At 62.8% G+C, this 12983-nt stretch carries 15 protein-coding genes; 6 read left to right on the top strand and 9 right to left on the bottom strand.

The window, feature by feature from the left end; all coding sequences use genetic code 11:
- Window positions 1–78 precede the first annotated feature (78 nt).
- Window positions 79–594, bottom strand: coding sequence for a YcgN family cysteine cluster protein (locus AC07UB_RS05820; RefSeq protein WP_492792946.1), 516 nt, complete (start codon window positions 592–594; stop codon window positions 79–81).
- A gap of 322 nt (window positions 595–916) precedes the next feature.
- On the opposite strand from AC07UB_RS05820, the gene AC07UB_RS05825 reads away from it, so the two are divergent.
- Genes AC07UB_RS05825 through AC07UB_RS05835 form a run of 3 tightly spaced genes read left to right on the top strand, consistent with a single transcriptional unit; the run spans window position 917 to window position 4365 of the window.
- A complete protein-coding gene (locus AC07UB_RS05825) occupies window positions 917–3199 on the top strand; it encodes a transglycosylase domain-containing protein (RefSeq protein ID WP_494651750.1) in 2283 nt (760 codons plus the stop codon).
- Between the two features lie 24 nt (window positions 3200–3223).
- Entirely contained in the window at window positions 3224–3802 is a 579-nt protein-coding gene (locus tag AC07UB_RS05830) for a DUF1214 domain-containing protein (protein ID WP_492792948.1), read from the top strand.
- The gene (locus tag AC07UB_RS05835) at window positions 3799–4365 is read left to right on the top strand and encodes a DUF1254 domain-containing protein (protein WP_492792949.1); all 567 of its coding nucleotides are present in this window, start codon (window positions 3799–3801) and stop codon (window positions 4363–4365) included. The genes AC07UB_RS05830 and AC07UB_RS05835 overlap by 4 nt, the downstream gene beginning before the upstream one ends.
- A 7-nt stretch (window positions 4366–4372) precedes the next feature.
- Here AC07UB_RS05835 and AC07UB_RS05840 read toward each other — a convergent pair whose 3' ends face one another.
- Entirely contained in the window at window positions 4373–5302 is a 930-nt protein-coding gene (locus tag AC07UB_RS05840; protein WP_494651749.1) for a LysR family transcriptional regulator, read from the bottom strand.
- 109 nt (window positions 5303–5411) lie between these two features.
- On the opposite strand from AC07UB_RS05840, the gene AC07UB_RS05845 reads away from it, so the two are divergent.
- Both AC07UB_RS05845 and AC07UB_RS05850 read left to right on the top strand, forming a co-directional pair.
- The gene (locus AC07UB_RS05845) at window positions 5412–5915 is read left to right on the top strand and encodes an ester cyclase (RefSeq protein WP_494651747.1); all 504 of its coding nucleotides are present in this window, start codon (window positions 5412–5414) and stop codon (window positions 5913–5915) included.
- 44 nt (window positions 5916–5959) lie between these two features.
- Entirely contained in the window at window positions 5960–6565 is a 606-nt protein-coding gene (locus AC07UB_RS05850) for an NADPH-dependent F420 reductase (protein WP_494651746.1), read from the top strand.
- 52 nt (window positions 6566–6617) lie between these two features.
- Here the strand turns inward: AC07UB_RS05850 and AC07UB_RS05855 are convergent, their stop codons facing one another.
- From AC07UB_RS05855 to AC07UB_RS05870, 4 genes are all read right to left on the bottom strand, one after another.
- Window positions 6618–7235 carry a TerC family protein gene (locus AC07UB_RS05855; protein WP_492792953.1) on the bottom strand — a complete coding sequence of 206 codons (618 nt, stop codon included), beginning with the start codon at window positions 7233–7235 and terminating at the stop codon, window positions 6618–6620.
- 222 nt (window positions 7236–7457) lie between these two features.
- The gene (locus AC07UB_RS05860) at window positions 7458–7748 is read right to left on the bottom strand and encodes a hypothetical protein (protein WP_492792954.1); all 291 of its coding nucleotides are present in this window, start codon (window positions 7746–7748) and stop codon (window positions 7458–7460) included.
- A 171-nt stretch (window positions 7749–7919) separates the two neighbouring features.
- Window positions 7920–8648 (bottom strand): hypothetical protein, encoded by a 729-nt coding sequence (locus AC07UB_RS05865; protein WP_494651745.1) that lies wholly within the window; start codon window positions 8646–8648, stop codon window positions 7920–7922.
- 66 nt (window positions 8649–8714) lie between these two features.
- Window positions 8715–8912: a hypothetical protein gene (locus AC07UB_RS05870; protein WP_494651744.1), complete on the bottom strand. Its 198-nt coding sequence runs from the start codon at window positions 8910–8912 to the stop codon at window positions 8715–8717.
- Between the two features lie 141 nt (window positions 8913–9053).
- Here AC07UB_RS05870 and AC07UB_RS05875 point away from each other — a divergent pair, with 141 nt between their 5' ends.
- Window positions 9054–10049: a DUF2336 domain-containing protein gene (locus AC07UB_RS05875; RefSeq protein WP_494651742.1), complete on the top strand. Its 996-nt coding sequence runs from the start codon at window positions 9054–9056 to the stop codon at window positions 10047–10049.
- Window positions 10050–10067: 18 nt separating this feature from the next.
- On the opposite strand, the gene AC07UB_RS05880 is transcribed toward AC07UB_RS05875, so the two are convergent.
- From AC07UB_RS05880 to AC07UB_RS05890, 3 genes are all read right to left on the bottom strand, one after another.
- On the bottom strand, window positions 10068–10415 hold the full coding sequence (locus tag AC07UB_RS05880) for a DUF1491 family protein (protein ID WP_494651741.1): 348 nt from the start codon (window positions 10413–10415) through the stop codon (window positions 10068–10070).
- A gap of 67 nt (window positions 10416–10482) precedes the next feature.
- Window positions 10483–11076 (bottom strand): peptidoglycan-binding domain-containing protein, encoded by a 594-nt coding sequence (locus tag AC07UB_RS05885; RefSeq protein WP_494651740.1) that lies wholly within the window; start codon window positions 11074–11076, stop codon window positions 10483–10485.
- A 10-nt stretch (window positions 11077–11086) separates the two neighbouring features.
- A complete protein-coding gene (locus AC07UB_RS05890; RefSeq protein WP_494651739.1) occupies window positions 11087–12874 on the bottom strand; it encodes a sensor histidine kinase in 1788 nt (595 codons plus the stop codon).
- Window positions 12875–12983 lie beyond the last annotated feature (109 nt).

Raw genomic sequence — 12983 nt, forward strand, 5'->3', positions numbered from 1 at the left:
GAGTACAGGCGCATGGGTGCATCGCGCGGACGGTGCATCACGTGGCCGTTATCGCACGCGCGTGCAATCGCCGGATGCTTATCGGGCGGGCCGCTTCTTCAGCCGCGCGCGCTTCGGCAGCACGCCGGGCCACTGCACGATGTGGTCCTCGAGATCGGCTTCCGCCACCTCGTCTTCACTGCCCCACACCCTGCCCCGCACCGACACGCCGGCTTCATGGACGGTGTTGGGATCGCCCGAAATCAGCGGGTGCCACCAGTACAGGTCGCGGCCTTCCGCCACGAGTTTGTAGCCGCAGCTCGGCGGCAGCCATGTCAGCGTCCGGACATTCTCGGGCGTCAGCCGCACACAGTCGGGGACTTTGGCCGACCGGTTGGGATAGTCCTTGCAGGCGCACAGGCCCGCATCGAGCAGCGTGCAGGACACGTGGGTAAAGTAGATCTTGCCCGTATCCTCGTCTTCGAGCTTTTCCAGGCAGCAGCGTGCGCAGCCGTCGCACAGGCTTTCCCATTCGCTGTCGGACATCTCCTCCAACGTCTTGGTTTTCCAGAAAAATTCGCTTTGGGTCGAGGGCCGCCGAGGCGGGGCTGTCATGGTTTTGAACCTGTCGGGATCGCGAGGCGCCGTTACATTACCGGGAAGCTTTATGGGCCTTGGAGGCGCTGGCGCAAGCGCGAAGGTGAAGGGCGGCTTTTCCGGGACTGAAAAGCGTGGGCAGCGTCCACCCTCGCCATCAAAAAACCAGCGCGGCCATTGGTTTATGGTGCATGGTCAGCTAGAAGGTTCCGGATTCCCGATGTCGAAATCGCCTTCCCGGCCGCCTTGGGGATGCCGCAAATTATCGAGCATCGTCTAACCAGCGCTTTTTATCGGCGACTCGTGATCCGTCGCCGCGTCATTTGGATTAAGGGTTCCGGTGCGCCAGATCGTACCCAACGAGTGGAAAAAGCGGTTCCGGCATTTCCTGCTGGACCTCGACGCGCGCATCGATTCGACGCTGTTCTCGTCCGCTGTCGGACTGCGCGAACTCTGGGAACGCTACTCCACCTTCATGGACCGTTTCTATGTGGGCCGCTGGAAGCGCTGGGTCTTCATCGAACCGCTGTCGGAAGGCGCAACCATTGGTCTCGCCGGCCTTGTGCTGATGCTGGCGCTGGCCATCCCCGCCTTCCGCGAAACGTCCGACGACGACTGGCTGAAGAAATCCGATCTCGCGGTGTCGTTTCTCGATCGTTACGGCAACCCGATCGGCAACCGCGGCATCAAGCACAACGACTCAATTCCGCTTGAGGATTTCCCCGATCATCTGATCAAGGCGACGCTGGCCACCGAGGACCGCCGCTTCTACGATCACTTCGGCATCGACGTCGCGGGCACCGCGCGCGCGCTGATGACCAACGCGCAGGCTGGCGGCGTGCGGCAAGGCGGATCGTCGATCACGCAGCAGCTTGCGAAGAACCTGTTTCTCAACAACGAGCGCACCATCGAGCGCAAGGTGAAGGAAGCGTTCCTCGCCGTCTGGCTGGAAACGCGGCTGACCAAGAACGAAATCCTGAAGCTCTATCTCGACCGCGCCTACATGGGCGGCGGCACTTTCGGCGTCGACGGTGCGGCGCATTTCTATTTCAACAAGTCCGCGCGCGACGTGAACCTCGCCGAATCGGCGATGCTTGCCGGCCTGTTCAAGGCCCCGACCAAATACGCGCCGCACATCAACCTGCCCGCCGCGCGCGCCCGCGCCAACGTCGTACTCGACAATCTGGTCGATGCTGGATTCATGACCGAAGGTCAGGTGTTCGGTGCTCGCCGCAACCCGGCCAACGCCATCGACCGACGCGACGAGAACTCCCCGAACTATTATCTCGACTGGGCCTTCGACGAGATGCGCAAGCTCGTCCTGACCTTCCCGAAATCCTATACCGAGCGCGTGTTCGTCGTTCGCACCGCGATCGATATGAACGTGCAGCGCGCGGCGGAAGCCACCGTCGAAAACCAGCTCCGCCAGTTCGGCCGCGATTACCACGCCACGCAGGCCGCGGTGGTTCTCGCCGACCTTGATGGTGGCGTGCGCGCAATGGTCGGCGGCCGCGACTATGGCGCCAGCCAGTTCAATCGCGCCGTCGATGCGATGCGCCAGCCCGGCTCCTCGTTCAAGCCTTACGTCTATGCCACGGCGCTGATGAACGGCTTCACGCCGAAGTCGATCGTGGTCGACGGCCCGGTCTGCCTCGGCAACTGGTGCCCGCAGAATTACGGACGCTCCTATTCCGGTTCGATGACGCTGACGACAGCGATCACCCGCTCGGTCAACGTCATTCCCGTGAAGCTTTCGATCGCGATCGGCAACAATCCGCGCAACCAGTGGGAAGCCGCAAAGAAGGGCCGCGCCAAGATCGTCGAAACCGCGCGCAAGTTCGGGATCACGGCCCCCTTGATCGATACGCCGTCGCTGCCGATCGGCTCCACGGAAGTCAGCGTCGTGGAACACGCCGTTGCTTACGCGACTTTCCCCAACAAGGGGCGCTCCGTGAAGCCGCATTCCGTGCTGGAAGTCCGCACCGGCGCCGGCGATCTGGTCTGGCGCTGGGACCGCGACGGCAAGAAGCCGACACAGGCAATCCCCGCATCGGTCGCTGCCGACATGGCGGAGATGATGAGCCACGTCGTCGATGAAGGCACTGCCCGCCGCGCACGGCTCGACGGCATTCCGGCGGCAGGCAAAACCGGCACCACGAACGCGTTCAGGGACGCCTGGTTCGTCGGCTATACCGGCAACTTCACCATGGCGGTCTGGTACGGCAACGACGACTATTCGTCGACCAACCGCATGACGGGCGGCTCGCTTCCCGCACAGACATGGCATGACATCATGGTCGCAGCGCATCAGGGCGTCGAGATCAAGGACCTGCCCGGCGTCGGCGCGGGCAAGAAATTGCCTGACTCTGTCGCCTCGAACGCCAACGCGAAGGCTGCCGAAATCAATCCTGGTCCCCCGCCGATCCTGACCCGGCGCGGCGCAAATATTCTGGTGCGGGTGGAAAAACTGTTCGACGATGCGGCGAAGACCGCCATCGTGCCGGGCAAAACCTCCTCGAACGATGGCGGCAAGCCGGCGTCGCCCTCCACCGTCGCCTTTCCGGACAGTTTTGCATCGGCGACATCCGATCCGGCGGCACCCGCGCCTCCGCGCAAAAACTGACCGCTTCATGATGGCGCTTCGATCGTGCGGTTGATCTTCATCACTCTCGTGACACTGGCGATTGCAACCATCGTCGGCCTCGGCGCGACATGGACGACGGCGACGCGCGGCGTCAACGTCGGCACCATCACGATTGGCGCGTGGACCGCGCGGCCGAAGACCGGAACCAGCGACATCGACCCCTACTCGCGCGCATCGGTTGCGCGCAGCGGCGAACTTCCGGTCGGAACCGGCGATGGCGTAATGTTCACCGCAACCGCTGACGATTCAGGCCGCCCGCTCGACGGGCGGTGCGACGTCGTGGTGAAGGGTGTCACGCCCGCCGCGCGATTCTGGACCATGACGATCTACGACACCAAGGGTCAGCTCGTCGCCAATTCACTGCAACGTTACGGCTTCACCAGCCAGGAAATCGTGCGCGGATCGGACGGCGGATTCGAACTCCGGGTCACGTCACGTTCGCGCGCCGGAAACTGGCTTCCGACCGGCGGACTTGACCGGTACATGCTGGCGCTGCGGCTTTACGATACGCCGGTCGGCGTCGGAACACGCACTCAGAAAGATGCGCCGATGCCCTCGATCAAGACGGTGGGGTGCCCATGATCCGCTGGCTGTTCGCGATCCTCGGCGGCGCGTTGCTTGGCGGCGTCGTCCATCTCGTGAGCGTGCTGGTGCTTCCGCGCGTCGCGTCACTCGACGCCTATTCGCGCCTCGCGCCGATCACCAGTCTGAATGCCGTCACGGCGCTGCCGCCCGCAGCGCCCGGCACCGCGCCGATGCCGCTCATGGATCCCGCCTTCGCGAACGCCGCGTGCCGCTACGATCTCTCCAAAGGCCCGCTCAAACTCACCGTGCCGGTGAGCCAGTCGTACACATCGGTGTCGTTCTACACCCGCAACGATATCGCCTATTACGCGATCAATGACCGTTCCGCAGGACGGCGCGTGATCGAACTCGACCTGATGACGGAAGCACAACACGCCCAACTTCCGGAAGAGGAAGATGTCACCGCCGCCGACCGGCTGATCATCGATTCGCCGACGACGACGGGCCTCATCGTTCTCAAGGCGCTCGCTGCGGAGCCCGGCCTGATGCCGCAGGCGCAGGCCTCGCTCGCGGCTGCGAGTTGCGAAATTCAGACCGAAACACCGCAGGCAAAGCGTTAGTCCGCGATCAACCGATGCTGCCCGCAAACCGTTCGGCAAGATGCTCGCGGCGGAAGGCTTCGGCGACGAAATCGACAAACGCGCGCGTCTTTGCCGGCAGCAATGTCCGGGTTGCGTAATAAACCGAGATCGAACCCGCGTCGGCGTACCACTGCGGCAGGACACGCACGAGCGCCCCACTTTCGAGGTGGTGTAGCGCATCCGGCACCGCGATCAGCGTCACACCGAGACCGAGCAGCGCGGCGCGGCACATCGCAGAGGGATCGTTGAACACGATCGTGCCGGGCAATTGCACATCGACCTCCGAACCTGCGGCGTTGCGCATGGTCCAGCGGCGCACACGTCCCGTTCGCGCAGCACGCATCACGATGCCGTCGAATGCCGCCAGTCCTGAAGGATCGACCGGCAGCGTGCGGCCTTTCAGATAGGCGGGCGAAGCAACAGCGATGATATGCAACGGCGCGAGCGGCCGTGAGACAACACCTGGCGCGAGGTCGATGCCGCCGCCAATAGCCGCATCGAAATTCTCAGCAATCAGATCGACCTGCCGGTTGTCGAAGTGCCAGTCGATGCGAACGCGCGGATACCGCGCGAGAAACGCAGGCAACAGAGGCAGGATGTGGCCGATCCCGAGCGTCGGACTGAGGCTGACCCTGAGCACGCCCACAGGCTCGCCATGGTCGGTCGCAGCTCCAGCGATGGCCGCTTGAAGCCCTTCGAGATTGCCCCGGATCTCAAGCAGAAAGCGCTCGCCCGCTTCGGTCAGCGTGAGCTTGCGCGTGCTGCGCTGAAACAGGCGGATTCCGAGATTCCGCTCCAGCATCGCGACGTTCCGGCTGACCGCGGCCGGCGTCAACGCCAGACGGCGGGCAGCGGCAGAAAACCCACCATTTTCAGCGCTTTGAACAAAGGACTCGAGATTGGCCAGTGTTTCCATGCAGTTATTTTATAGCAATACTTGAAAATAAATCCAGTCATTACCGTCTAATCAGGAGCCAATAAACCGGCGATATCGGATCCGTCACCAGCCAAAACGGAGCCCGACAATGTCCCAGCCCCTCTTCACCACCCGCCGCAGTTTTCTGCTCGGCCTCGCAGTTGCTGGCAGCGTCACCCCGGCATTTGCCCAGATCACCGGCGCTCACCTCGAAGCCAACAAGGCCGTGGTGCGCACGGTCATCGAGGATGTGCAGCGCGACGGCAACTTCACGAATTTCGAAAAGCTGTTCGCGGCAAGCTACGTCGACCGCACCGCGTTCCCCGGGTTCGCCAGCGACCGCGAGGGCACCCGCAATATCTACCTCACGCTGCGTAAAGCCTTTCCCGGCTTCCGCGCCGTCATCCATCGGCAGGTTGCGGAAGGCGATCTTGTCACGACGCACAAAACCTACCACGGCAAACACCTCGGCGAATTCAACGGCGTCGCCTCGACTGGCCGCAACATCGCGTTCGAGGTCATCGACATCATGCGCGTCCGCGACGGCCAGATCACCGATCACTGGGGCGTCACCGACATCGGCGCGCTGATGCGCCAGATCAGCGCGCGCTGAATCCCGTCGCTCGTTCTCCCCTCCAAACCTGAAAGGAACACGTCATGACCAAGACCATCGGAATTATCGGCTCAGGCTCGATCGGTTCGGCCTTCGCACGCAGACTTGCCAGCGCCGGACTGGAAGCAACCGTCGCCAACAGCCGCGGCCCAGCGTCGCTGAAAGATCTCGTTCGCGAGATTGGCCCGTCCATCAGTGCTGGTACGGTAACGGACGCCGCAAGCAAGGACATCGTCCTCGTTGCCGTCAACTGGTCGAAACTATCGACTGCGCTTGCCGATCTGCCCGCCTGGAACGGCCGCATCGTGATCGACGCCAACAACCCAATCGAAGCGCCGCTGTTCAAACCTGCTGAACTGAACGGCCGGATCTCGAGCGAAGTCTTCGCCGGGCTTGTACCGGGCGCACGCGTGGTCAAGGCATTCAATCATTTGCAAGCGCATGTGCTCGCAAGTGACCCGCAAGCCGACGGCGGCAAGCGCGTGCTGTTCTATTCCGGCGATGACAGTGCGGCGAAGGCGGACGTCGCAACGCTGATCGACACGCTCGGCTTCTTCGGCATCGATCTCGGCTCGCTCGCCACAGGCGGCAAGCTCGTTCAGTTTCCCGGCGGTCCGCTGCCGGTCCACAATCTCGTCAAGCTCGGCTAAACGAAATGGGGCTGCCTGCAATCTCGCGGCAGGCAGCCCCTTTTTGTGCGCGTTATTTCAGATGCGGCCAGACCTCGATGACGCCGCGATAGATCATTTCACCGGCGACATAGAGGATAACCGCGAGGCCGACATAGGCAATCCAGCGGTGCTTTTGCAGCAGCTTCGCGATGAACGATGCGGCAACACCCATCATCGCGATCGACAGCGCAAGGCCGAAAATCAGCACCATGGGATGTTCCCGCGCCGCGCCGGCGACGGCCAGCACGTTGTCCAGCGACATCGATACGTCGGCGACGATGATCTGCCAGGTCGCCTGGGCCAGCGTCTTGGTCGGGGCACCCGAAGCTTCCCCGTCAGACGGCACGGCATGTTGCTCGTGCCCGGCGCTCAATTCACGCCACATCTTCCAGCAGACCCACAACAGCAAGATGCCGCCCGCGAGCAACAGACCGACAATGGCCAAGAGCTGGGTCGTCAGAGCTGCGAAAATTATTCGTAGAAGTGTCGCGGCGCCAACGCCAATCAGGATTGCCTTGTTGCGCTGCTCTTTTGGCAGACCCGCAGCGGCAAGGCCGATGACAATGGCGTTGTCACCAGCGAGTACGAGGTCGATCAGGATGACCTGTACGAGTGCCGTCAAAGCTTCTGGAGTAATGAGATCAAACATGAGCCGGGCTTCCCTGTGTGTGGAAGAGCGGCCTCCTGTCGCAGGCAAATATCGAACGCATCGCAACGTGTCACTGATCGACGAGTAACGTCGATGCGTCACACGGAACGCGCGTTCCGCATATCTAAAAGGGGCCACTCCAATTGAATTCCAGTCCGACATCGCAGCATGAGGCTGCCAGAGGGGCCCGGCCTGGTGGTTCTGGTGTTAGTCTTTCTCCTGCTATTGCTCGTTGGATCGACGTTCGAACAGATGCTCGAACAATTGTGCAACCTGCTCCGGCTCACCCATCACGGATGCGGCGCAGCCGGTAATAACGAGGCCGCCTGCAACGTCCCAGAGATTGAGATTCTCCGTGTTTTTTTGAGTCCTGATCGAAAGCGCCATGATTGCGGCCAGCGCCGCTGCCGAAAAAAGCAGCGCACTGAACGCGGGCAGCACCAGATGCGATTCCAGCGCATAGACGATAAAGGCCGCGGGTGCCGCAACAGCCATCGTCAGCGCCGTCAGCACGCCATGGGATCTTCCGAAAACAAGCATTTTAGCGACTGGGGAACCTGTCATTTCATCCCCCATTCTCAGATGACAAATCAGTAGTTCGATACTGAAACCAAACAACCGATGGCGCGCAGAAACAACGCGACCTTCAGCCGCGCGCGCGAACGTCGCACGATGGAACCGGGGTCAGCCGCCGACGCGAAGGGCGCGGCCGACGACGGGCGGCGCGCTGGTCCATGCGTCTGACGCACGCTGGGACAATTGCAGGATAAGGCGGTCGGCATCCGCCGCCATCTGGTCCGGCGCATGAATCACCAGACGATCGAGCGCCCATTTGTAGGACGCAACGCGCTGTTGCAGGCACTGCTGCACCCACTGCACGACCAGAACGTTCTCGCGCATGCGCGCTTGCGCGTCGTCGTATTCACGCGGCGACAGCTCCGAGACCATCCCGAGCGCCTTGTTGCGCTTGATGTCGAGATCGTTGATACGCACCGCGACCGGAATGAACTGGTCAAGCATGACGCCATCGTTGCGCACATCTTCCATGAGGCCGGTATAGGCCGACGCTTGCGACCGGTGCGGCTCGTCGATCATGCGGCGTCCATAAGCCGTGCGATCGAAAACCACCTTCTGCCGCCAGGGCGCGGGAATTTTCAGATAGTCCCCGAACACGGCCTTCCACGCCGGATGAGAGTGCGGCGGCTCGATAAAATAGTAGGCGAGATCGCGCAGCATCCGCTCCTGATCGGTGAGCTGGAACTGCGACGGCCGTCCGCCAAGGCTGGTGGTGGCTTCGACACCGACCCAGCTGTGCATGTCTTCATGATAGAAGGTCGCGCGCGTGCGGCCGAAGTCGTCGCTCGGGCATGCGAGGCTCGCAACGAAGGGCAAAAGGTAAAGCGGATTACACATCGCGGCCCGGTCTGAAAGCGTTGCCGATCCGGCGAGGCTGCGCCGGCAGAAAAGTCTGACCTGTATTCAGGACCGCGCGCGGCGCTTGCGGCGGCGCCCCGGAGCCGTTCCCTCCTCGGGCCCTACTCCATCGTCGGCGTAACGCTCGATCCTGATGGAAGGGAGAATCAGAATTGTTGCCCTGCTTTCGCGCGGGGCCATGTGCGCATCCGGGACGGCGCGACGCGCCGCTGCATCCGCCGGGAATTCAACAACGATGCCCATTTCGCTCTCTCCTGGCCCCGATTCTTCAAATGCCCGGCGGCCTAGTGTCCTCAGTGACGGTGATTAAGGACAATCATGGTTAACGGCTTATTAAAGAGCCCGCGATAACGTCAGCCGAGATTTAAACCTGCGTACCCCGGCATGACGATACCCCCGATGTTTCACGGCTTCGACGGCCTGATGACACTGTCCCGGCGCGAGGGCGTTGATATACGCCCGACGCTGCTTCGCGTGCTCACCGATCTGTATGTCCAGACCAGCGACCATACGCATGATGAGGAACGGCAGTTCGTCGAACTGGCCTCGCGCCTGATCGATGAGGTCGATGACGCCACGCGCGCGGCGGTGCGGGCGCGGCTGGCGATCTATTCGCGCACGCCGCGCGAAATCGCCTGGAAGCTGCAACTGCGGCACACAGCAGATGAGCGTCCGTCCGCTCCGCGAAACGAGCCACAGTTTGAGGACAGGCTGGAGATCGATCCGGCGTCGGATCTGGAAATCGTGTCGGCACCCGAGGGGCCCGCCGCCCCCGCCATGCCCACGCCAACCATGTCGATGCAGCCCGACGATGCGGCCAAACTGATCGAGATGTTTCTTGCCGCCGACAGCAGCCATCGCGCCCAGATACTGCACGGCCTGACGGACGCCCCGCTCAAGCCCTCGACTCCGGTCGATCCGCGCCGGGCCGCACGCGCACTCGCGACCCTGGAGCAAGCCGCGATGGCTGCGGATTCTGCGCGCTTCGTGGATGAACTCGCCGATGCTTTGATCCTGACTTCGCGCGTCGCGACGCAAATCGTCAACGAGCCGGGCGGCGAGCCGCTCGCATGCGCGCTCAAGACGCTCGGCATGCCGGGCGAATCCTACCAGCGCGTGCTGCTGTTCCTCAATCCGTCGCTCGGTGCATCGGTGATGGATGTCTACCGGCTCGCGCGACTCTACGAGGTTATCGAACCACGCGCCGCGCTGGTTATGCTGGCTGCGTGGCGCGGAGCAGCGCTGGCCGCCACGCGCGCGAAGTATCGCCCTGCCCTCTACGACGACGAACGCCAGCGCGCACGCGCCGCGGCGGCGCAACCGCGTTCCCCCGTTCAGCCGGCCTCGCAGGTCATCACGCGCAATACCTCGCGCGGATAATCGTCAGGCTTTCACGCGTCAGGTCTTGGTCAGATCGAGGAAGTGCCGGCCCGCCCTGTCTTCGATCTCGACGATCCAGACGTCCGGGTCGAAACCGATTTCCTTCGCAAGGCGTGCTTCGATCGCCTGTTCCTCGACGGCCTGCGGCGGCGATGCCGTGAACACGCGCTCGATAGGCCGGCTGTCATCATAGGCGGTCTGGGGTGCAGGCACGAACAGCATCGCGGTGCCGTCCATCAGGGCGACCTTGACGAACACGGCGCCCGCCTCTTCCGCGCCGCGCCTCCGGACCGCGCCGAACACGCCCGCGCTCTGGCATCGCCGAAGATACCCTGCGACCCAGATGGACGATTTCAGACGGGACATGTGGCCGAACCGATCGCACGAAGACAACGATGGAAGCGTGCTAGCACAATCGGGACGTGGAAGCCGCCTATTCGATCGGACGGCCGGTCAGAACGGTCAGATCCTTGATCAGCCGATCGGACAACTGGCCTGTCGGCGGCATCTTGCGATCCCGCTCGAACTTCTGAATCGCCGCCTGCGTATCGGTGCCGATCACGCCGGTCGGCTTGAGTTGACCATAGCCATATTCAGTCAGCGCGCGCTGGACGGCAGCGACGCGCCGCGTCGAAACGATCAGATCGCCGACCGGATCGCTCCGGGTTGCGGGAACAGCGGCGGGCGGACGCAGCGCAGCCGATTTCGCGGGCGCAGGTGCAGCGTCCGCAGGCTTGTCGATGACGCGCGCTTCGGCTTCCACCGGGCGGACCCGTGGCAACGGCGCGGATGCGGGCGCCGCGACAGGAAGCGCAGATACCGTCGCGGTGCTGAACATTGGCGATGGATGACGGCCGGCTTGCAGGAACATGGCATTGGTGACGATGGCGATGACAGCGGCCACCGCTGCGCCTGCCGCCAGCGTGTCCTTCGGGCTGTGGAGCAGCACGCGCAGAATCAGGCCGCGTTCGGGCTCAACAGCAACTGCAGCCGCGCGCTTGCGGCGGCGGGGTTTTTCATCGTCCATGGCAATCTGTCTAGGCACGTTTCTTCACCTGATAATTTTGGGATTCTGCGCGCGGCGGCGCAAGCGTTGCGATATTGGATGAATCTTTCAGCGGCGGTGTAAACACCATCGGCAGCGCAATGGTGACGGTCGTGCCTTCGCCGATCTCGCTCTGGACCGTCATCTCGCCGCCGTGCATGGCCACCAGGCTCTTGACGATGGAAAGGCCGAGCCCCGTGCCTTCATGGCGGCGCTGATAGGTCTTGCCGGCCTGGAAGAACGGATCGCCGATCCGCTTCAAATCCTCGGCGCCGATGCCCACGCCGTTATCGATCACCCGCACCAGCAGGCGCGACCCTTCGACGGCGGCGGTCACCATGACGGAGCCGCCACGCTCGGAGAACTTGATGGCATTGGACAGCAAATTCAGGATCATCTGCTTGAAGGCGCGCGGATCGCCGGTGATCTGCGGCAGATCCGCGGGAGCGCGGGTCACGATGTCGATGCCGCCTTCCCGGGCCTTCAGCACCATCAGGTTGCAGCAGCCGATCAGGGATTCGCGCGGCGCGAACAGCTCGGGAAGAATTTCAAAGTTGCCGCTTTCCATCTTCGACATGTCGAGGATGCCGTTCACCACGGACAGCAGATGCAGGCCGGATTCATTGATGAGCTTCGCGTATTCCTGCCGGCGCGCGGCATCGATCATCATTTCGTTCTCGCGAACGATCATTTCCGAGAACCCGATAATCGCATTCAGCGGCGTGCGCAGTTCGTGACTCATGGTGGCGAGGAAGCGGGATTTGGATGCACCCGCGCGCTCGGCTTCAATATGCGCCAGTTCCAGCGCCTGTTCCTGCGTCTTCCGTTCGGTGACATCACGCATCACGGCGACAACCTCGACGCCCAGCGACGCATCGATCGGTCGGCAGCGCATTTCGATCCAGACGAATTCGGTGGCCTGCGTATGGTCGCGCCTCACGCGGAATTCGACGCTGCGCTCGTGTCCGCTTCGCGCGGCCTCCGAGAGAGCAGTGAGATAAGCTGGCCGGTCGGCGACATGGACACGATCGAACAGGCCGTGTCCCAGTAACAGCGCCACCGGCGTGCCGAGCAACGCCTCCGCGGCGGGCGAAATGAACTGGATTGCGCCGTTGCGGCTGTGTCTGGAAATGACATCGCTGATGTTGTGCGCAAGGAGACGATAGCGCTCCTCCTCCACGACCAGCAGTTTCCGGCTGGTCTGGGCCAGCGATTCGGCGCTGAATGCCAGAGCCGAGGCGTACATGGTCGCGCTCGCAATGCCGAGCGCCTCGAACAGCGAACTGTACTGAGCGGGAATTTTGGAGGCCGGCAACGCGCCGAAAACATCAATCATGACGAGACCGAGCGCACAGCCAAGGGCCAGTACGACGGCGATGGCGACCGCGCGGCGCGAATTCGACAGCGCCGCATCGAGCGGCACGGCGACAAGCCAGATCGCCGCGAATGACGAAATACCGCCGGTGTTGATGCAGACGGCCATGACGACGGCTGCAAGCGCGGTCGATGAGAGAATATGCGCGCGCTCATAGTGGCCGGTGCGCGACAGATAGTATGAAACGAGGATGGGCGCGATCAGCCATGCAAAGACCATGACTTCGATTTCCTGCGGCGCGCCGCGCAAGGCAAGATAGATCGGAAGCATCGCAAGCGCCGCGAGGCCGCCCAGCAGCCTCGGCCCGATAAAGGCGCGGTGGCGGGCGCTCGTCATCAGATCCCGCCGCGCTGATGGATGCAGCAGCGAATCCAGATGATCGCGTATGATGCCGGATAATCTCACGTTGTTCTCACCGTTCGGCCGGTCGTCGTATTCGACTGCCGGAACGCCCCCGTTTTTCGTTTGGCCGATGGTGTCAGAGCGAACTTAAGCGAACGCTAAGGCGCGTGGC

Source organism: Afipia sp. GW821-FHT04G03, from assembly GCF_059419985.1.